Annotated in this window: 21 protein-coding genes and 3 pseudogenes; 16 read left to right on the top strand and 8 right to left on the bottom strand. The window is 68.9% G+C overall.

Annotation, left to right across the window (positions count from 1 at the left end; genetic code table 11):
* Positions 1-44: 44 nt before the first annotated feature.
* Both ACRWNP_RS22995 and ACRWNP_RS22990 read left to right on the top strand, forming a co-directional pair.
* Complete coding sequence (locus ACRWNP_RS22995) at positions 45-263, top strand: hypothetical protein (RefSeq protein ID WP_431964258.1); 219 nt, start codon at positions 45-47, stop codon at positions 261-263.
* 254 nt (positions 264-517) lie between these two features.
* Positions 518-1,087 carry a TetR/AcrR family transcriptional regulator gene (locus ACRWNP_RS22990; RefSeq protein WP_431964256.1) on the top strand — a complete coding sequence of 190 codons (570 nt, stop codon included), beginning with the start codon at positions 518-520 and terminating at the stop codon, positions 1,085-1,087.
* A 413-nt stretch (positions 1,088-1,500) separates the two neighbouring features.
* Here ACRWNP_RS22990 and ACRWNP_RS22985 read toward each other — a convergent pair whose 3' ends face one another.
* Entirely contained in the window at positions 1,501-2,295 is a 795-nt protein-coding gene (locus ACRWNP_RS22985) for an SDR family NAD(P)-dependent oxidoreductase (RefSeq protein WP_431964254.1), read from the bottom strand.
* A gap of 941 nt (positions 2,296-3,236) precedes the next feature.
* Between ACRWNP_RS22985 and ACRWNP_RS22980 the strand changes: the two genes are divergently transcribed.
* The 7 genes and pseudogenes from ACRWNP_RS22980 to ACRWNP_RS22950 all read left to right on the top strand — a co-directional run bounded on the left by ACRWNP_RS22980 (position 3,237) and on the right by ACRWNP_RS22950 (position 7,175).
* Entirely contained in the window at positions 3,237-3,566 is a 330-nt protein-coding gene (locus tag ACRWNP_RS22980) for a hypothetical protein (protein WP_431964252.1), read from the top strand.
* Positions 3,567-3,897: 331 nt separating this feature from the next.
* Positions 3,898-4,386 carry a carboxymuconolactone decarboxylase family protein gene (locus tag ACRWNP_RS22975; protein ID WP_431964250.1) on the top strand — a complete coding sequence of 163 codons (489 nt, stop codon included), beginning with the start codon at positions 3,898-3,900 and terminating at the stop codon, positions 4,384-4,386.
* A 49-nt stretch (positions 4,387-4,435) separates the two neighbouring features.
* A pseudogene (locus ACRWNP_RS22970) lies at positions 4,436-4,580 on the top strand (transposase family protein); the annotation flags it as partial.
* A 150-nt stretch (positions 4,581-4,730) separates the two neighbouring features.
* A complete protein-coding gene (locus ACRWNP_RS22965) occupies positions 4,731-5,141 on the top strand; it encodes a VOC family protein (protein WP_431964248.1) in 411 nt (136 codons plus the stop codon).
* Positions 5,142-5,438: 297 nt separating this feature from the next.
* On the top strand, positions 5,439-5,960 hold the full coding sequence (locus tag ACRWNP_RS22960; RefSeq protein WP_431964246.1) for a helix-turn-helix transcriptional regulator: 522 nt from the start codon (positions 5,439-5,441) through the stop codon (positions 5,958-5,960).
* A 5-nt stretch (positions 5,961-5,965) separates the two neighbouring features.
* Positions 5,966-6,634, top strand: a complete 669-nt coding sequence (locus ACRWNP_RS22955) for a glyoxalase (protein ID WP_431964244.1) — start codon at positions 5,966-5,968, stop codon at positions 6,632-6,634.
* Positions 6,635-6,692: 58 nt separating this feature from the next.
* A complete protein-coding gene (locus ACRWNP_RS22950) occupies positions 6,693-7,175 on the top strand; it encodes an iron chaperone (RefSeq protein WP_431964242.1) in 483 nt (160 codons plus the stop codon).
* 351 nt (positions 7,176-7,526) lie between these two features.
* On the opposite strand, the gene ACRWNP_RS22945 is transcribed toward ACRWNP_RS22950, so the two are convergent.
* The 4 genes and pseudogenes from ACRWNP_RS22945 to ACRWNP_RS22930 form a co-directional block, all read right to left on the bottom strand.
* Positions 7,527-7,778 carry a hypothetical protein gene (locus tag ACRWNP_RS22945; RefSeq protein WP_431964240.1) on the bottom strand — a complete coding sequence of 84 codons (252 nt, stop codon included), beginning with the start codon at positions 7,776-7,778 and terminating at the stop codon, positions 7,527-7,529.
* Positions 7,779-8,122: 344 nt separating this feature from the next.
* Positions 8,123-8,287: pseudogene (locus ACRWNP_RS22940) on the bottom strand (IS630 family transposase); the annotation flags it as partial.
* Positions 8,288-8,430: 143 nt separating this feature from the next.
* On the bottom strand, positions 8,431-9,165 hold the full coding sequence (locus tag ACRWNP_RS22935) for an SDR family oxidoreductase (protein WP_431964238.1): 735 nt from the start codon (positions 9,163-9,165) through the stop codon (positions 8,431-8,433).
* Positions 9,166-10,024: 859 nt separating this feature from the next.
* Positions 10,025-10,618, bottom strand: coding sequence for a TetR/AcrR family transcriptional regulator (locus tag ACRWNP_RS22930; protein WP_431964236.1), 594 nt, complete (start codon positions 10,616-10,618; stop codon positions 10,025-10,027).
* A 104-nt stretch (positions 10,619-10,722) separates the two neighbouring features.
* Here ACRWNP_RS22930 and ACRWNP_RS22925 point away from each other — a divergent pair, with 104 nt between their 5' ends.
* The 3 genes from ACRWNP_RS22925 to ACRWNP_RS22915 all read left to right on the top strand — a co-directional run bounded on the left by ACRWNP_RS22925 (position 10,723) and on the right by ACRWNP_RS22915 (position 13,127).
* Entirely contained in the window at positions 10,723-11,424 is a 702-nt protein-coding gene (locus tag ACRWNP_RS22925) for an SDR family oxidoreductase (RefSeq protein ID WP_431964235.1), read from the top strand.
* A gap of 545 nt (positions 11,425-11,969) precedes the next feature.
* Positions 11,970-12,815, top strand: coding sequence for an MBL fold metallo-hydrolase (locus tag ACRWNP_RS22920; protein ID WP_431964233.1), 846 nt, complete (start codon positions 11,970-11,972; stop codon positions 12,813-12,815).
* Between the two features lie 54 nt (positions 12,816-12,869).
* The gene (locus ACRWNP_RS22915) at positions 12,870-13,127 is read left to right on the top strand and encodes a GNAT family N-acetyltransferase (RefSeq protein ID WP_431964231.1); all 258 of its coding nucleotides are present in this window, start codon (positions 12,870-12,872) and stop codon (positions 13,125-13,127) included.
* A gap of 61 nt (positions 13,128-13,188) precedes the next feature.
* On the opposite strand, the pseudogene ACRWNP_RS22910 reads toward ACRWNP_RS22915, so the two are convergent.
* Both ACRWNP_RS22910 and ACRWNP_RS22905 read right to left on the bottom strand, forming a co-directional pair.
* Positions 13,189-13,287: pseudogene (locus ACRWNP_RS22910) on the bottom strand (IS5/IS1182 family transposase); the annotation flags it as partial.
* 74 nt (positions 13,288-13,361) lie between these two features.
* Entirely contained in the window at positions 13,362-14,033 is a 672-nt protein-coding gene (locus ACRWNP_RS22905) for a TetR family transcriptional regulator (protein ID WP_431964229.1), read from the bottom strand.
* 117 nt (positions 14,034-14,150) lie between these two features.
* On the opposite strand from ACRWNP_RS22905, the gene ACRWNP_RS22900 reads away from it, so the two are divergent.
* The 4 genes from ACRWNP_RS22900 (at position 14,151) to ACRWNP_RS22885 (ending at position 18,289) form a co-directional block, all read left to right on the top strand.
* A complete protein-coding gene (locus ACRWNP_RS22900; protein ID WP_431964227.1) occupies positions 14,151-15,566 on the top strand; it encodes an aldehyde dehydrogenase family protein in 1,416 nt (471 codons plus the stop codon).
* Between the two features lie 283 nt (positions 15,567-15,849).
* Positions 15,850-16,677, top strand: a complete 828-nt coding sequence (locus ACRWNP_RS22895) for a helix-turn-helix transcriptional regulator (RefSeq protein ID WP_431964225.1) — start codon at positions 15,850-15,852, stop codon at positions 16,675-16,677.
* A gap of 38 nt (positions 16,678-16,715) precedes the next feature.
* The gene (locus ACRWNP_RS22890; protein ID WP_431964224.1) at positions 16,716-17,144 is read left to right on the top strand and encodes a hypothetical protein; all 429 of its coding nucleotides are present in this window, start codon (positions 16,716-16,718) and stop codon (positions 17,142-17,144) included.
* A 32-nt stretch (positions 17,145-17,176) separates the two neighbouring features.
* The gene (locus ACRWNP_RS22885; RefSeq protein WP_431964222.1) at positions 17,177-18,289 is read left to right on the top strand and encodes a DNA alkylation repair protein; all 1,113 of its coding nucleotides are present in this window, start codon (positions 17,177-17,179) and stop codon (positions 18,287-18,289) included.
* A 51-nt stretch (positions 18,290-18,340) separates the two neighbouring features.
* On the opposite strand, the gene ACRWNP_RS22880 is transcribed toward ACRWNP_RS22885, so the two are convergent.
* Positions 18,341-18,817, bottom strand: a complete 477-nt coding sequence (locus ACRWNP_RS22880) for an RrF2 family transcriptional regulator (RefSeq protein WP_431964220.1) — start codon at positions 18,815-18,817, stop codon at positions 18,341-18,343.
* Between the last annotated feature and the right edge of the window lie 201 nt (positions 18,818-19,018).

The following is a 19,018-nucleotide window of genomic DNA, read 5'->3' as shown; positions in this document are numbered from 1 at the left end:
AGGGCCGGCATCGGCCGGGGTCGACGACTTGCCGCCCGGTGACTATGCCGGATAGACGCGTAGTCGCACGGCCCGCCGACGGCCTGGCCATTGACTTCGTCGTCGAAGCCGATCGCGTCGAACTCGGTGAGATCGTGCAGCGGGTGCGGGACGGACGGCTGCGGACCAACATTGGTGACGTCGCGAGCCTCGACGATGCCGTCGGTGCCCTCAACCCGACCACGCGACGCCTCGGGAAGACCGTCATCCGCGTCCTGCCGTAGGCACGGGACATCCACCGTCCGACCGGCAGGTGATGGTCCTGATCCACGCCACGGCCATCGGCCACCGACCGGCGCAGTGTCGCAGCCGTCAGTCGCCCGCGGGACCAGGCCGGGGTGCCTGCCGGGCCGTGTCCTGCCGGCAGCCGACGGAGGGCGATAGACGTCAGGGGTAATCTGAGAGGGTGTGGGTCCGCTGGTCGTCGTGACCGCCCGCGATGCGGCAGAGGGCCAGTGAGCATTACGGAGGGTAAGGGATGAGTCGCGTATCGCAAACGGAGGCGAAGGCCAACCGGGAGCGAACGGTGGCCGCGGCCTCCCGGCTGTTCCGCCAGAACGGTATCGCCAAGGTCGGCATCGCGGACGTGATGAAGACGATCGGACTCACCCAGGGCGGCTTCTACAAGCAGTTCGCCTCCAAGGCCGCGCTCGTCGACGAGGCGACCGCCAAGGCCTTCGCCGACAACCTGCAAGACCTTGTGGCTCTGGACCGTGAGGCTGGGGGGCACGAGGCGGCGTGGCAATCGCTGCTGGAGTCCTACCTCTCCGTCGAGCACCGCGATGACCCCGGCACCGGCTGCCCCGCAGCCGGCTTCGCGGGCGACGTCGCGCGTGAGCCCGAACACCGGCAGACCTACGCCAGGGGCGTCCAGGAGCTCGCGGAGTGGATCGCGCCTGGCGACGCAGGGCTGGCCGCGTATGCCACGCTCGTCGGCGGCATACTCCTTGCCCGCGCCACCGCGGGCACGCCTTTGTCGGAGCAGATCCTGCACGCCGCGCATGCGGCGGCAGCGGGGGCTGTCGAGGGCGGCCGGCCGGCGAACTGACGTGTACGCCAGCTGGTGTGCTGAACCTCTCGACGCCCCGCAGGGGTGCGTGCGGGATGCGCGGGGCGTGCCTCGTGCCGCCGGGCCCGCGGCCGGCGCCTCCGGCGCCTGAATCCGTGGCCTGTCCCGCTGCCGGCGGTGCACGCAGCGGCCCGGCGGGCGGCTGAGGCGGTGATGTCGCCGGGAACGGCGGCCGTGAGGGCGGGGCCGCTACCCGTCCTGACGGCCCCTGGCCGTAGGACGGGGGCCCATGGGGCGCGGTGGCAGTGGTCGGCCGGGTCCCACCGTGCCAGCCGAGGACCGGGAAGATCCCTTTGCCGGTGTGCCGCACGGCAGACAGCCGGCCCTCATGTCGGCTCCCGCCCGAAGACGCCGACTGCGGGCCGGGGGCGGTGGGCCCTCGGCCCCTGGTGTCAGTGGGCGTAGCGCCCGGCAGGGCGCGTGAGGGACAGGCCCGGGACCAGCTGCTGGCGGGCGTTGTCGTACTCCTCCCACCGGGCGTACTCCGGCAGTGAGGGGATCGTGACCAGTTCACCGGCGTCGAGACCGGCGAGCGCGGCCCGTGCCGCGTCGCGGGGTGCCATGACGGCCTCCTTGGGCAACTGCTCCAGTTCGATGCCCGAACCGTCCCAGATCGCCGTCTCCAGCGCACCGGGCACCACGACCTGCACCCGGACGCCGGAATCGGCGAACTCCTGCGCCAGGGACTGGCTGAACGCGATCACGTACGCCTTCGTCCCGCTGTACACGGCGCCCACCGGCAGGATGTTGAGGGCGAGGGCGGACGAGATGTTGACGATCGTGCCCGAGCCCCGGACGGAGAACGCCTTCGCGGCGGCGGCCGCCAGCCTGGTGGTGGAGGTCAGGTTGAAGGTGATCAGCCACTCCAGCCGGTCCGGGTCCGCCGCGGACAGGGGGCCGAACAGGGCACTGCCGGCGTTGTTCACCAGCGTGCCGATCGAGGGGTCGGTGGCCAGGCGGTCCTCGACGCTCCGCATGCCCTTCGGCGTGGCCAGGTCGGCGCTCAGCACCGAGACCTCGACGCCGAAACGCTCCGCGAGGTTCGCCGCGGCGGACTCCAGCCGCGCCTGGTCGCGGGCGACGAGCAGCAGGCTGTGCCCCCGCGCCGCCAGTTCCTCGGCGTAGGCGGCGCCCAGACCTGCGGTCGCGCCGGTGATGAGCGCCGTACCGGACTTGTGTGTGGACATGGTCGTCCTCTTTCCTGAGTGGATGTGCGCGTTAGATGGTCATTCTAATCTAAGTTTCCGATGATGCGGCCGGCGCCAGACCGCGGCGGCGCTGCGGGGCCGGCGTGCCCGATGGTGTGCTCAACATCGGGCACAGCGACGAGGTCGCGGTGAACGTGCTGCTGGACCACCGGATGCGGAGGCCGTGTCGTTCGTGGGCTCCACGCCGCCCCGGTCCGACGCCATCATCGTGCCGTCGCGTACGAAGATGGCGTCCGGCTCGACCTGCGCGGGCGGACAGCGCGGGCCCCGGTTCCCGCGGCCGCTGGTGCGTCGCCGTCCGCCGGCCGTCCGGAAGCCGCCGCGGCCAGCGTCACGAGGCCCCCTCCGGCGGCACCATTCCAGCGTCAGATCCACATCTGAGGGCCCTGTGTTCCGCGGTGCCGCGACGGCCGTCGCCCCGTGCCGCGTTGTAGTTCGTCACGAGATGACGGCGAAGTGCGGAGGGCGAGCGTGGCCAAACGCGCCACAATGCGATCGCGTGCCTGTGGGGCCCTTCGCCGGAGCCGGCGGCAACTGGACGGAATCCTCATGGACTTGACCGGCTTCCCGGACGGAGGGCTACGACCAGTACCTGAGTGTCTCGGGGACGACGGGAGAGGACGCCGCCGAGAGAGACCGGGTGCCGAGCCGCCGTTGCCGTCCGGGCTCGGGGCCCCGCCCTCGTTGCGGTCATCGGCCCTCGGGGCCCAGCATGGTCCCAGCCGGTACCGTGTAAGCAGTACGGAAAGCGCTCATGTGCTGCGGCGCCCAAGAGGTCGACTCACCTCCACGCAGCGGAGCCGGCCAAGACAATCGAGCAGGTCCCCTTCAACGAAGTCATCTTGCGCGCGCTGAGCCACAAGACGCCCGACGGGCCGCACGAGCAGCGGCACCGTCGGGCCCGGGAGAAGGACCGCACAGTGACCGGGAAGATCGACAGCCTGCACCCGGAAGACGGCGCGATCGTGCCGCCTGACCAGATCCCCACCGCCGTCACCGCAGGCCGCCTGGCCTACGGCGATGGCACGACCCAGACCTTCCGACCCGACGGAACCACCTCCTACTTCGAGAGCGGACGCCAGACGGAGGGCACCTGGTCCGTCGACGAGAATGGCCGCTTCAGCTCTTTCTGGCCGCCCTCCTACCAAGCGTCCTACGATCTGCGATGGGTGGTGGAAGGGGGAGCAGTCGTCGGCCTCCGGTTCTCCGATCTGAGGAGCGGCACCAGCTTCGACGGCCGTTTCCAGTAGCCCCAGGTGCCGCCTGAGGTGGCAAGCCAGAGAGGTGGTCGACCAGCCTTTGGCGGCCCGACGGCGATGGCGTGCCATCCGCAGGCCCGGCCATGGGCGGCTCAGCCGGCGCCCAGAGGCCGCCGACGAAATCATCAAAGCCCTCGCCGAATACCTAGGCAAAATGGTGTCTCCGCCTGCCACGCCAGGCGGAGACTTGGCCTCGCCGTTTCTGTCCCATGACACTAGAGTGGAACGAGTCGACAAGAAGCCCAGAAACGGTTTGACGTCCATCGCGTATCCACGCTAGTCGCCGATTGAGTTTTCACGCCAAACAGAAATCGGAAAACCGATGAGCGATGTAGCATACACTAATCTGCGGTTCGACCCCGATCTGACGTCCTTTCACTCCCTCGCCGGACAGATGGCGCAAGCCTTCGGATACAAGGCCGAGCTCACCATCGACGGTCAACTCGCCCAACTGATCAGGTTGCGTGTCGCACAGCTTACGCCCTGTTCCTACTGCCTGATCCTCCATACGAGAACGGCACTGGAAAAGGGAATCAACCCGGACAAGGTCGCGCACCTCGCGAGCTGGCGTCAGAGCGAGATGTTCCACGCATCCGAACGGGCCGCTCTGGCGTATTGTGAAGGGCTGACGGACTACGACTTGAACACGTTTCCGGCCCTGCACGAAGAGCTGATCAACCACTTCAACGAGACCGAGGTCGCGGAGATCGCCGCCGTCATCATCAACATGAATGTCTGGACGCGACTGAAGCTCGCCCAAGGCGCCGTACCCCACACCGCAGCCGGCGACGTGAATCCAGTATCCAGCTGAGCGCTAGTTCAATTTTAAGGGCCCTGTCTCAGTCGTTGGCCTTCATGTGACGCCGTTGGACACCGCGGTCTGCCCGGTGTGCGGGGCATCGTCGGGGCGGGTGCACGGCTATCACTGGCGGACGGTGGCCGACGTTCCGGTCGACGGGCGCCGGGTGGTGGTCCGTGTGCGGGTGCGGCGTCTGGTGTGCGCCCCGCAGGCGACCGGGGAGCCGATACGGGCCCCTTCGGGCGGCCGGTTCACGCGGAATGTTCCCGCGACAGCGCCCGGAAACGTCGGAGCGTCGCCGGACAGATCAGGAATCGAGAAGCGCGAGTCACTGGGGCGCGCCTAGCCTGATCGTCATGGACATCACCATTCACTCGAGCTTCCTGCCGCACGATGATCCGGACGCGTCGCTCGCGTTCTACCGCGACGTCCTCGGCTTCGAGGTCCGCAGCGACGCCGGGCAGGGCAGGATGCGCTGGATCACCGTCGGCCCGGCAGGTCAGCCCGACACATCCCTCCTCCTGGCGCCACCCGCCGCCGACCCGGGAGTCACCGAGGACGAGCGCCGCACCATCACGGAGATGATGGCCAAGGGCACCTACGGCTGGATCCTGCTGGCCACCCCGGACCTTGATGCCACGTTCGAGAAGGTGCAAGCCGGTGACACCGAGGTCGTCCAGGAGCCGACCGAGCAGCCGTACGGCATCCGTGACTGCGCCTTCCGCGACCCCGCGGGCAATCTGGTCCGCATCCAGGAGGTCCGCTGAGCCGTACGGGCATCGATGTGGCCGCGCCGACCAGCACCGCGACCGCCTCGCACAGCGCGGCGCACCGTCGCAGCGGTGCCGGCCCTGCCGGCCGCCCACCAGGGGCACGTCCGCGTTCTCGTTGCACCGGCAGGGTCACGGAGTGTGTCCCGCTGCGGTCCGGCGGTCGCCCGACCGGCTGGGCGGGGCTCGGGCGGGCCGGGCCTGGTCACCGAGCGCCTGGGGCGCGACGTCTCGGCAGGCACCCCAGGCGTTCCCAGACGTCGATGGAAGAGGAAAGGAGAGGGGGAGTTTCCCATGTGTCAGCCCGAGTGGCGGCGTGCACGCGTCCAGGCGCAACGCCTGACCGACCTCGCGCGGCTGCGCCGCGTCCGCGACAGGATCGACAGGGAGTACGCGCAGCCGCTGAACGTGGAGGCGCTCGCCCGCGGTGTCAACATGTCCGCTGGGCACCTCAGCCGGCAGTTCCGGGCTGCCTACGGCGAGTCGCCGTACGCGTATTTGATGACGCGTCGCATTGAGCGCGCGACGGCGCTGCTGCGCCGTGGCGACCTCAGCGTCACCGAGGTCTGCTTCGCGGTCGGCTGCGCATCGCTGGGCACGTTCACCACCCGCTTCACCGAGCTGGTCGGCATGCCGCCCGGGGCGTTCCGGAGCCGCGCGGCGGATGCGCAGGCCGACAGCGCCGATGCCGCACGTCCGGGCGGTGATGCGGGGCCTGCGGTCACGGTGGAGGGAATGCCGGCCTGTGTGGCGAAGCAGGTGACAAGACCGGTCAGGAATCGAGAAGCTCCGGCCGCCGAGCAGCCCCTAGCGTGATGGCCATGGCAACCACCGCATCCATGACGTCCCTCGCGTCCCTGACCCTCGAGGTGGCCGACCCGGCTGCCGCCCACCGCTTCTACACCGCCTTCGGAGTGGAGAGCCACATAAGCCTGCGGGCGTCCGCGGCGCACTCCACCGGATTCCGTGGCTTCACCCTGGCTCTCACGGTGTCCCGGCCGGCCACTGTCGACAGCTTCCTCGACGCCGCCGTGGACGCCGGCGCCACGGTGGTCAAGCCCGCCGGGAAGTCGCTATGGGGCTATGGCGGCGTCGTCCAGGCGCCGGACGGGACGATCTGGAAGGTCGCGACCTCGGCGAAGAAGGACACCGGCCCGGCCACCCGCGAGATCGACGAGATCGTCCTCCTGCTCGGCGTCGAGGATGTGAAGGCCAGCAAGCAGTTCTACGTCAGCCGGGGCCTCACCGTGGCCAAAAGCTTCGGCGGCAAGTACGCCGAGTTCGCCTCGGACGAGTCGAGCCCCGTCAAGCTTGCGCTGTACAAGCGCCGCGGCCTGGCCAAGGACCTCGGTGTCCCCGCCGACGGCTCCGGCTCGCACCGCATCGTCCTCGGCGGCACCACGGGCCCCTTCACCGACCCGGACGGATTCGCCTGGGAGGCCGCCACGCCGCCCACCCCCGCGCCGTCCACGGCGCCTGCGCAGTCCTGACTCCCGGTTCTGACCCCCGCCCCGACCTGCCTCACCCCTGCACGAGAGGAAATCTGCCATGCAGCACACGAAGCCGACTGCCGAGAACTCCGGCACGGCCGTCGAGCACTACAGCGGATTCACCGCCGAGGAGCGGGCCGCGATGAAGGAGCACGCGCAGGAGCAGAAGAGGACAGCGGCCCGGGGCGGTTCACGGGCGGAGAAGGAGGCGGCGGCGGAGCGGGATGTGCTCGCGAAGATCGCCGAGATGCCGGAGGCGGACCGTGTCCTCGCCGAGCGGATCCACGCCATCGTCAAGGCTGCCGCTCCATGCCTCACGCCCAAGCTCTGGTACGGGATGCCGGCCTACGCCAGAGACGGCAAGGTCGTCTGCCACTTCCAGAGCGCGCAGAAGTTCAAGTCGAGGTATGCCACGCTCGGATTCAGCGACCAGGCGGCACTCGACGACGCCGCCATGTGGCCGACCGCCTACGCCCTGACGGAGGTGACCGCAGCCGACGAGCAGCGCATAAGCGCGCTCGTCAAGAAGGCGGTGGGCTGAGGCCGGCCGGGGCGGAACCGGCGGCGGGAGCGACCGAGCCGCGGACGCCGCTCGTGCGTTTGACACAGCACGTCGCCACGGCCCGGCTGACCCCCACCTAGTCGGCGGCGGCAGGGCGAAGACCGACGGCCAGGCCGTCCGCCAGCGCAAAGGCTCACGCGGCGGACGGCCACCCGGCTTCGACGAAAAGCGGTAAGGCAGCACCGGGCCGTGGCCACCAGGTACGACAAGCGCGGCTACGTCTTCCTCGGCACAGCCATCGCAGCAGCCCTCGCGATCCGGCCACGGTGCCGTCGCCGATGACGAGGTCCCCGTGCCGCTTTGCGTCAGTAGCGACCGCCCAGGTCTCGATCACGTAGAGGTTCTTGGGTCGTCCTGGTCGGCGAAGACGTTGTAGGCGAGGTGGCCGGGCTCGGCCACGACCGTCACTTCGATGGCGCGCAGTTCGTCGAGGAGCTCCCGCGCTGCCGTGTCGTCGACGGCGGATAACCGGGTGACCAGGCAGCCCGGCTCCGGGCCCGGCGCGGATACTCCAGCTTCCGGCCTGAGTGCGCGGCGCCGCCCGTGGAAAGCCGTCCGCCCGGCACGACAGCCGGGTCCCACCCCTACCCACCACCCCGATCACGCAGTTCAGCAGCCGACGGCGAGCACAACTGCACCACCGTCGGCCGCTACCGGCGGATTCGGGTCTGACCGCATGGGCTGGGCGGGTTCCAGGCCGCTGGGGCGAGTGGGCATCCGGCCCAGCGGACGCGTTTCTCGCTGCGGATGCGGGCGCTCTCTCGGTGTTGGGCGGCGAGGACGTCGGGGTGGCGGGCATGGGTGTTGCGTCAGCGCAGGTAGCGTGCAGTGCCCGGGTCTGGACAAAAATACCGGACGCCGTGGGCGCGGTGGTAGCTCGCCGGTACCTGGTCGGCTTGGTCTGCTCGGCCCAGCAGCCGCCGCCGTTGGACCCGCTGGGCGATCACCGGCATCCGGTTCCCGCCCGCCGAGGCCGGCAGCATCATCGCGCGCCGGTAGCACACCGAACTGGTGCTGCCCCGGCGCACGATCTGCCGCAGCTTCTGCCCCTCCTGATCGGTCGGTCTGCGCACCCGCACAGGCCCAGCCACCGCACCTCCAGCAGCCGGAACGAACGTCACCACACATCCAACCGCCCCGACCGCCAACCTCGCGGACCTACGCGGTCACGGCACAGCGCGCGCCAATGTCTCGATGCGCATGTGAAGCGTGTCGTTTCCAGCCGTTTCGGATGTCAGCCCTGAGCGGTGGGTCGCACGATCAGCTCGTTGACGTCGACGTTGGCGGGCTGGTCGATGGCGAAGGCGATCGCGTCCGCGATGGCCGAGGCGGGGATCGCCAGTTGCTCGGCGGCCGCGCGGGCCGCGGCCTGGGCCTGTGCCGAGCCGCCCCGGTGCGTCAGCTCGCTCTGTGTGAAGCCGGGACTGATGACAGTGACGCGGATGTCCCGGCTCTCCTGGCGCAGTCCTTCGGACACCGCTGCCACAGCGAATTTCGTGGCGCTGTAGACCGCAGCGGTAGGGTCCACCCGGTGCCCGGACACCGAGGACACATTCACGATGTGCCCTGCTGCCTGCCGCTGCATCTGAGGCAGCACGGCGGCGATGCCGTGGAGCACGCCACGCAGATTGACATCGATCATCTGCTCCCATTCGGCGATCCGCAGATCGGCGATCGGCGAGAGCGGCATCACTCCGGCGTTGTTGACGAGGACGTCGATGTGCCCGAACGCCTCCAGTCCGGCGGCGGCGAAGGCACGCATGGAGTCAAGGCTGGTCACATCCAACTCGTGGTGGGAAACCTGGGCCCCCTCCGCGCGCAGTTCCCCGGCAAGTGCGGCAAGGCGCTCGGTCCGGCGGGCGCCAAGGAGAACACGGTGGCCGAGCTCGGCCAGACGGCGGGCGGTGGCCTCGCCGATGCCGCTGCTGGCGCCGGTGATGAGAACGGCCTTGGGTTGTGACGTGGTCATGTTGATCCCTCATGGTGTCTCGGCGGCGGCCGCCGCCTCCTTGACTCAAGTACGCCGGGGCAGATCCGGGAAGGGAGCAGCTGCCTGGGTGTGCGGCACCCAGGCACCTGCTCCCTTCTTCGTTGCCCCCGGTTGCCGGAGGCTGTCGTCAAGGCGGCCTGTGGGCAGTCGCCGAACACCGGTGTGCGCGTCGCCCGAGCCCGGCGAGCGCGCCACTGCGGATCGCGGTGGGGTGGCTCGGCGGCGTCACAAAATCCGCCGTTCCCGCGCCGTGCTGCTCTCCGCTGGCCGTGTCGGCAGGCGACCCCTCGGCCCCCATCCCTTGAGAAGACTTCTCAATTGGTTGGCTCGGTAGTCCGCGGGCGTGGGGCGCTGGCCGCCGGCGGGCACCAGGCTGAATTCGAGCGGCAACTCGCCCTCGAGGAGGTGCCCTGGATCCGGGACCGGACACGGCACATCGAGCGGCTGAGGACGGCTCCCGAAACCGGAGCCCTCACCGTCGTCAACGAATGGGCCATGGGACTGCGAGCGTAGCGGGTACTGCCGACGGCCCGCCCGCGCCGCAGCATGGGTGAGCCGCCGGCCCGGGCGCCGGCGACGGACGTATCTGCGGCGCCTGGTTCCGCTACGCCGGTTCCAGCCTGCATCCCGCACAGTTCGCACAAGTGTGGGAATGCGGGGTAGGGCTGAGGGTGGCGTCTCGGTTGCCGGCCCGGGGGGATTCGTGATTGTCCGGGCCTGTAGGTGTGTCCGCGTTCCCGCCATCCGTGCAGGGCCTCTTCTCGGGCCGCGTGGACCACTGAAATGTAAGGACTGTGCCGGGGGGCCCGGGCCTTCGCGGTTCGGCGGTGCTGAGCTGTCAGGGCATTCCTGCCCTGTCCAGCAGGGCGGTGGCGGTGGCCGTGGCCAGGCCGTCCAGGCTGTTGCCTTGGGTCATGGCGCGGGCGCTGGATCCGTCGAAGACGACGGTGAGCTGGTGGGCGAGCTGATCGGCGTTGTGCGCTCCGCCCCGATGGGCCTGTTCGCGGAAGAAGCCGGTGAGGGCGTCCTTGTAGCGTCGGGCGACCACGCTGGCGGGGTGCTCGGGGTTCTTGAGCTCGAAGGCGGTCGCCAGGAAGGGGCAGCCTAGGTACTCCGGTGACGCGGACAGCGACTCGAGGTGATGGAAGACGTGCATGATGCGATCGCGTGGTGGCAGGTCGGCCTCGGGGGCGGGGAGCAGCCGGCTGAGGTAGCGGGAGCCGGCGCGGTCCAGGCTTGCCGCCAGGACGTCGTCCTTGCTGGTGAAGAGCTGGTACATCGACCGCTTGGAGACTCCGGCCGCTCGGCACAGTGCCTCGATGCCGATGTTGACGCCTTGCCGGTAGAAGAGCGCGGCCGCGGCGTCGAGGAGTCGCTCGCGAGTCGGAGCCGTGGCGGTGGCGGCGGTCGGGGCGGGTGTGCGGGAAGTCATGGAAGAGAGCCTACGCCTTGTGTTGCCGAATGGAAACCGATCGGTTTACAGTGCTGGAAACCGATCGGTTTCCGCCGTCGGGTCGTCACGCTGGGAGTGGATTCATGACCGCCATCGCAGGTTCGACCGTCCTTGTCACCGGAGGCAGCCGAGGCATCGGCCGGGCCCTGGTCGAGTCCTTGTACGCCCGAGGGGCCAAGAAGGTCTACGCCACCGCCCGAGACCCGCGCACCGTCACCCACCCCGGCGCGGTCGCACTCGCCCTGGAGGTCACCGACCCCGACTCGGTGGCCGCCGCCGCGGAGCAGGCGCAGGACGTCACCATCCTGATCAACAACGCCGCGGGGGCCGTGGCGGCCTCGTTCCTGACCTCACCGGTGGACGACGTCCGCCGTGAGTTCGACACCAACTTCTACGGCCCCCTGCGGATGATCCGGGCCTTCGCCCCGATCATCGAGGCCAACGGCGGCGGCCACCTGCTCAACGTGCACTCGGTCCTGTCCTGGGTCGCGCTCTCCGGCTCCTACAGCGCCTCCAAGGCGGCACTGTGGTCGCAGACCAACTCGCTCCGCCTGGAGCTGAAGCCGCGCGGCGTCAATGTCACCGGGCTGCATGTCGGGTACGTGGACACCGACTTGGCTGCTCACATCGACGCGCCGAAGGCGTCGCCGCAGAGCGTCGCGGAGCAGGCGCTGGACGGGATCGAATCCGACGCCTACGAGGTGCTGGCCGACGACCTCTCCCGTCAGGTCAAGGCGGGTCTGTCAGCCGACCTCGCCGCCCTCTACCCGCAACTGGCCGGCTGACCAACGCGCCCCGCCGCGACGTCGTGGGGCACCGCGATGAGCTTGCTCGGGACGCACGGCAGCCGTCCCAAGTAGTGCCGATTGTTCCGCCGCCTACCCCCGACCTCGACGTGCTCCGTCAGAAGCTGTCGAAACTGAGGGGGAGCACATGAGGAACGTGGGGACTCGTAGGTCTGTCACGTACACACTGGGTGAGATCGAGCCGGCCGTACCACGTGCGCCCTGGCCGTCCGGCTCGCTTGCGCCCAAGCAGTCGGCGCCGCGCCGGACCACCCTTTGAGAACCACATCGGACTCCTGGTGGTTCGGTCTCCGTGCAGCGGGGCGAGCGCCTACGACGTGCGGCTCTTTGCGTCATTCAGGGGAGCGCCGTGGCTCTTGTTGCTCTCCGCCGTGTCCGATGACGCACCGAAACCACTCAATATCTCGACCGGCAGCTTAGGGGCTGGGCCATGCCGCCCGGCAGAGTTGTTCGCCGTCGTATTCATCCCTCCCCGTGGCCGCCCACCCCTGATCCACAGATCGCCGTGAACAAAAGGAAGTGTCATGTCCCCAAACAGCGCCCTCGCGTATGAGGTCTTCATCGCCGACCCGATCCGGCTGAGTGTGCCCGCGCTCGTCCCCAACGGCGACCGCCGGATGTTCTCGCCCCTGTCCACCACGCTTGTCTACGGCGAGCGTGACGCCGTGCTCGTCGACCCGCCCCTGACGTCCGCTCAGGCCCAGGCCGTCGGTGAATGGATCGAGGCCAGCGGCAAGAACCTGACCCACATTTTCGCCACACATGGTCACGGCGACCACTGGTTCACTGCCGGTGTCCTGTCCGAGCGATTCGGCGCCCAGGTTGTTGCGACGACGGGCACGATCAAGCAGATGCACCACAACGTGTCGATTCGTGCCGGCTTCTGGGACACGTTCTTCCCCGGTCAGATCCCGGACACCCCGGTCACGGCCGTCACCGTGCCCGACAACCGGTTCACGCTCGAAGATCATGAACTGCTGATCACCGAAGTCGGTCACAGCGACACCGACGACACCAGCGTCCTGCATGTCCCTGACCTCGAGCTCGTGGTCGCCGGTGACGTGATCTACAACGGCGTGCACCAATTCCTGGTCGAGGCCGGGCACGGCGGCCTGGACGCGTGGCGCCGTGCCATCGGAATCGTCGAAGACCTCAGGCCTCGCTGGATCGTCGCCGGACACAAGAACAAGGAGCTCGATGACGACGCCACCCGTACCATCAGTGAAACCCGCCGGTACCTCGAGGCCGTCGACGAACTGCTTCTCCAGCACGGCAGCGCTCTCGACTTCTTCAAAGCGATGTTGGCGCGGTTCCCCGAGCGCCTGAATCCGGGCGCTCTGTGGGGCGGAGCCGTCGCGCTCTACTCCTGACTTCCACGCGGTCAGTGATCATCCGCAGCTGGCGCGCGCGGTCCCTCCGGAGCGGTGGCCGCGCGCGGCACCATCGCCGTGGTCGGCGCCGATGCGATCGCCGATCGCATCGAGACGGACGCGGCGCACCGCCGGCGCGGCCTGGGCCGCGCCGCGATGAGCGCTCTGGCGGAGGCCGCCGTGTCCCAGGGCGCCCGTACCGGTCTTCTCATCGCCAGTCAGGAAGGCCAACTCCTCTATTCCTGCCTCGGCTGGCACCACGAAGCCGACGTCCTGATCGCCCGGGGACCGGCGGTTCCCGCCAACTGGTAGGACGTGTCTCCTTGTACGAAGGCCCGTATGAGACCGGATGGTGGATCACTTGAGGCGCGAGTGATGGGCGGCCGTCCCAGCGGTAGCGGCTCGTTGCCTGGCGGGCCAGCATGCGGACAGTGACGAGAGTGAGGGCGAGGTAGAGGTGGGAGTCCACGATACAGAGACCTCCGTGATCACCTGACCCGTGCCCGCGCCGCATCCACCCCACCCCCATCGCGTGGAAGCGGCTCCCTATTGCCGGTCGGTCCTGGCTGATCGACTCAGCGTGGTGAGTCCCACGGCGACCGACTGGAGCAGTCGAGTCAGGCGTGGCTCGAAGTCGAGGGCAGCGTGGCCCCAGCGGGGATTCTGCGCGTAGAGCTTGGCCAGGGTGGGGGTGGGATGGGAGACCTGCCAGAGGTTTGCGGCCAGCCCGAGTGCGGCGGCAACCAGGTCTTGAGCTTGGTTGATGGTGAGGGTGCCCGAAGTGGTGATGGAGTCCGTGATCAAGTCGTACGCGGAGAAGGAACGAGTCTTGAAACGGCGGGCTCGTTCGAGGCTGACCTCGCCTTCAAGGCTCAGCGGAACGTGAGTGAGCAGGTCACAGAAGAGCGGCTGCGCGGCGAGTGTGTGGGCTACGGCGGCGGCGGATTCGGCAGGTGTGAGGTCGCGCGCCCCCTGTAGCCGGCTGGACATGGTGCGGGCCCAATCGTCCCACCCGCGTTCGGCGAGCTCGAGAAGCAATTCTTCCTTGCTGTCGAAGTAGCGGCGCACCGCCGATGGGTGCAGGCCGGAAGCCTGCGTGACGGCCGAGAGTGTCACATGCCGTACGCCGCCGCGCTCGAGTGCGAGAGTGCGGGCGGCGTCGAGCAGGTCTTCGGTTCGGCGGAGCTTGGCCTCTGCGGATCGAGCACGAGTGTGCATGCCCACAATATAACGCACTCGTGATGCGTTAATCCTCCGGATGATGGTAGCGTGCACGTAACGCACCTAGATTGCGTTAAGAGTCGCTGTCCCGTGCCCCGCAAAGGAAGACCAACGATGAACACGCTCAACCGCCACTACATCAACGGCCGGATCGTGTCGGCCCGCGGTACCGATACGTACCCCATCACCAGTGCCATCAGCGGCGAACTGATTGCGGAGGGGGTGCTGGGAGACGCCACCGACGCCGAAGAGGCCGTCCGCGCCGCCAGGGAGGCACTACCCAGCTGGTCGGCCACCACCCCGGGCGAGCGCCGTGACCATCTGCGCAAGCTCGCGGACTCCTTCACCAGGCACCGCGAGGCCATGATCTCTGCGCTGATCGAGGAGTTCGGTACCACCGCAGCCACCGCCGCCTACATCGTCGACCAGTCCCGGGACTGGTTCCTCGATGCCGAGCAGCTCCTCACAGAGGAGACGTTCGTTCAGCGTGTGGGACAGGCCACCATCCACAAGGTGCCGGCCGGCGTGGCTGTACTGATCACTCCGTGGAACGGCGCCAGCTGGTTCATCGCGATGAAGGCCAGCGCCGCACTGGCGGCCGGCTGCACCGTAGTGATCAAGCCCAGTGAGCGCGGCATCTGGCAGGCCCAGCCCGTCCTCGACGCGATTGCTGACGCCGGCCTGCCCGCCGGCGTCGTAAACGTCGTCTTCGGCAAGGGCAACCCTGTGGGCGATACGCTGACCGGGCACCCTGATGTGGCCAAGGTTTCCGTGACGGGCTCCACCGCGACCGGCAAGATCATCGCGCACAACGCCGTGGACACCATGAAGCGGGTCACTTTGGAGCTGGGCGGTAAGTCCCCCACGGTGATCCTCGACGACGCCGACCTGACGCTGGCCGTGCCCTTCGCTGTACAGGCCGGGCTGTTCAACAACGGGCAGGCTTGCATCGCCGGTACCCGTATCCTCGTGCCGCGCAGCCGTGAGAACGAGGTCAAGGCGGCACTGGCGGAAGCGGTGTCGGCGCTGAAGGTCGGCGACCCGCGCGAAGCAGACACAGTCATCGGCCCTGTCCTGGATCGCGCGCAGTACGACCGCATTCAGGCCTACATACAGACCGGCCTCAACGAAGGCGGCGAGTTGCTGGCCGGTGGCCTGGGCCACCCCGACGGGCTGGACCACGGCAACTACGTACGGCCGACTTTGCTGGCGGTGACCAACGACCAGACCGTCGCACGCGAGGAAATATTCGGCCCCGTTCTGTCGGTGATCGTTTACGAGGACGATGACCAGGCCGCTGCCCTCGCGAACGACACTCCGTATGGCCTGCACGCATACATCGCCACGGGTGACGTGGCTCGTGGTGAGCGCCTCGCGCGCCGGATCAGGGCTGGCCGCGTCATGATCAACGAGATCGTCGACTCACGAGAGGCGCCCTTCGGCGGCTTCAAGCAGTCGGGAATCGGTCGTGAATTCGCGACCTGGGGCATGAGCGCCTTCTTGGAGGAGCAGGCCGTCTTCACGCCGTGACGCATCGTCGTTTCGGGAAGCCCACTGCTGCCGGCAGACGCTACGACGGGTAGTCCGAGCGTCTCATAGGCGAGACCACAGGTCACTGGCTCCTGTCCCTCCCGCAGTATTGTTCGCCGCCGGCCGTGTCGGCGGGCCGTGACGCCCGCGCTGACGGCCGCCGCCATCGTGTGGCTTCAGGCACGTGCTGCGAGGAGGGACAGGACAGTGCGCATGGTCACCCGATTGACGGACCCGTTCACCGAAACGTGAACCCGACGAGCACCCCGCTAGCATCGAGGTCATGCAGATGCGCGACAACGAACTCGGCGCCTTTCTCCGCGCGAGTCGCGCACGAGTGGGGCCGGCGGATGCCGGACTGGTCGGCGGCGTGTCGGGGCGACGCGTCCGCGGCCTTCGACGTGAAGAGGTCGCCGTACTCGCGGGCGTCAGCGCGGACTACTACGCACGCCTGGAGCAGGGGCGTGAGCGCAATCCGTCCGCGCAGGTGATCGCTGCCATCGGGCGTGCGCTTCGTCTCGCGCCCGATGCACGCGAGCATCTGCACCGGCTGGCGGGACTGAATCCCCGGCTCGCGCCGGACAGCCCACGCGATCTTGTCCACCCGTCCCTCCTGCGGCTGCTGGAAGCGTTCCCGCAAGCGGCCGCCTACGTGCTCGGTCCCGCCTTCGACGTGCTGGCCACCAACCTCGTCGCCGATGCGCTGCTGTCGCCCTTCGGGGTGGAGCGGAACATGCCGCGTGTCCTGTTCACCCACCCCCAGGCCAAGACGGTGTTCACCGACTGGCAACTGCTGCAGCGCAGCACCGTTCACGCGCTGCGCCTGAACGCCGGACGGTTCCCCGGCGACGCGGGCATCAGCGACCTTGTCGACGAGCTTGCGAAGACCTCGCCGGAGTTCCGCACGCTGTGGGAGGAGCACAGCGTGGGAAGCCTGCCCCGGGCCTTCAAGGTGTTCGTTCACCCCGAGGTGGGGCGCATCGAGCTGACCTACCAGACCTTCGACGTGGTCGACGCCCCGGGGCAACTGCTGCTCGTCGGCACGCCCGAGCCCGGGAGCCGAAGCGAGGAGGCTGTGGTGTACCTGGCCTGCGGGGCCGGCCCGGCCTGATCCTCAGTGGCCTTGCCGGATCCTCGGCCGCTTCCTAGGTGCCCCACACCCAGAAAGACGCTGCCTTCCTGCCCGGCGATCCGTCCTTCACGCTGATGGGGACGCCGGCGGGGGATACCCGGCCGGCCATGATCAGCCACCATCGGAGAAGGGCGATCCCCATCATGACCGAGATCCTGGAAGTGACCGCGCTCAGGCCCGCGCCCGGCCTCACGCCGGAGGACTTCGTCGCGGCCAACGCGGACATCAACGAGTACCTGAAGCGCCAGCCGGGGTTCCGGTGGCGCCGCATTGTCCTGCGCGGCGACGGCACGATCTTGGACATCGTCTCCTATGACAGCATCAAGCACGCCCGCTCAGGAGCTGCGGGAATCACCGGAGAGATGGGCGGCTCGCCGGTTCACGAAGCGATCGACCACAGCAGTGTCGACTGGCAGTTCACCACCGTGCTGCAGCACGTCGAGTGACCTGCCCTGCCGACACGCTGGAGGAGACGACCATGCCCTTCGCCGACGAACTCATCAACGGCTACACCGCACAGTCCCTGACCCGTGCCATCCACGCCGTGCTCCCGGGCGCGGAACTCGCCTCGCTGCGGGCGGCCGCTCAGCAGCTCGGGCCCCTCAGGCTGCGCGAACGGGCCGATCTGCTCACAAACGCCCTGCTCGCGGATGTGCCTGGGGGCTATGCCGAGCTGGCGCGAGTCGTGCGCGCCGCACAGGACGGCGCCCCCGTGTTCAGGGGGTGGCTGATCTGGCCGGTCACCAGCGCCATCGCCACCAAGGCCGTCGCCGAACACGGCGACGATGCCTTCGATGACGCGATGGAGCTCCTGACCGACCTCACCGGGCGGCTGACTTCTGAATTCGCCCTGCGTACCCTGCTGCGACACGACCTCGACCGCGCCCTTGGGATCATCGCCCAGTGGACGAGATCGCCGGACCCCGATGTGCGCCGCCTCGCCTCGGAGGGCACCCGGCCCTACCTTCCCTGGTCAATCCGGGTTCCGGAGCTCATCACCCGCCCCGGCGCGACCGTGGCTGTCCTCGACGCCCTCTATGGTGACGAGAGCGAGTACGTCCGCAGGTCAGTCGCCAACCACCTCAACGACGTCAGCCGTGACCACGCCGACCTTGCCGTCACGACCGCTCGACGCTGGCTCACCGCCCCGGCCCCCGCCACTGGACGGCTCGTGCGCCACGGAATGCGTACCCTCGTCAAACGCGGTCACCCCGGCGCCCTGGACCTGCTCGGCTTCGCTCCGGCGACACTGGAGATCGACGGCCCCGTACTCGACCGCACCACGGTGCCGTTCGACGGAAACGTCCGCTTCACCGCCACCATCCGCAACGTCGGCGCCGCCAAGGCCCGGCTGGCGATCGACTACGTGGTCCACCACCACAGGGCCAACGGCTCGCAGACCGCAAAGACGTTCAAGCTCACCACCCGCACCCTTGCCCCCGGCGAGACGATGGGGGTCAGTCGCGAACACTCCTTCCGGCCGATCACCACCCGCCGCTACCATCCAGGCCCGCACGCCGTCGCGCTGCAGGTCAACGGCGTGGCGTCGGCGCCTGCCGTCTTCGAGCTCGAATCCCCGGCCCCTCAGTGATGTGCCGCTGGTGAGGGACCGCTGCGCCCCGTCCCCGGCCGGGGGTCGCCGTCAGACGGGTCGCCCGTCACGGGTGCGTGATGCGAGGGCCCCCTCAGCCCGGTCGATGGCGCGCAGTTCGTCGAGGCTGTCGGCCAGGGTACGGCCTGCCAGCGCGCCCAGGACGGCCGCCTCGGTCTCGTCGGTGAGCCTGACGAAGTACTCGGCGGAGTGGTTGGTGACCAGGCACTCCCGCGGCCCCTCCGGCCGGGGGGCCCACAGCGGCTTGTCACCCATGGACGAGCGGTAGATCTCTTCCAGCGTGATCCGGTCCGCGGGCCGGCCGAGGCGAACACCCCCGCTGCGTCCCTTGATGGACGCGACGAGACCGTCCCGGACCAGCGGGACCATCAGCTTGCGCACCAGGCTCGGGTTGGTGTCCAGGCTCCTGGCGAGCTGGGTCGAGCTGAGGACGGGACTGCCCTCCTCCTCGGCATGACCCAGTAGGAGCATGGCCTTCAGCGCACTGGAGAACCTCACGTCCAGCATGGCCACCTTCCTTCCACCGCTTGGGCCGGGCGGTTCCCGGCCCACCCATATTAGCAACTGTCAAAGTTGCACTTCCGCCTGAGAATATGTACTTTTCATGCATGCATATTGCGTTGCCCTGGCAGCCACCTGCGTCAGGGCCCGGCACGCGAGCAGCCCGGCGGCCATCCGCCGCGGAAACCCCAGACCCCCCACACGCAG

The sequence above is a fragment of the Actinacidiphila sp. bgisy160 genome (assembly GCF_965342435.1).
Classification (GTDB): Bacteria; Actinomycetota; Actinomycetes; order Streptomycetales; family Streptomycetaceae; genus Actinacidiphila.
Note: the sequence above shows the minus strand (reverse complement) of the source record. Positions and strands in the feature narration are given on the sequence as shown.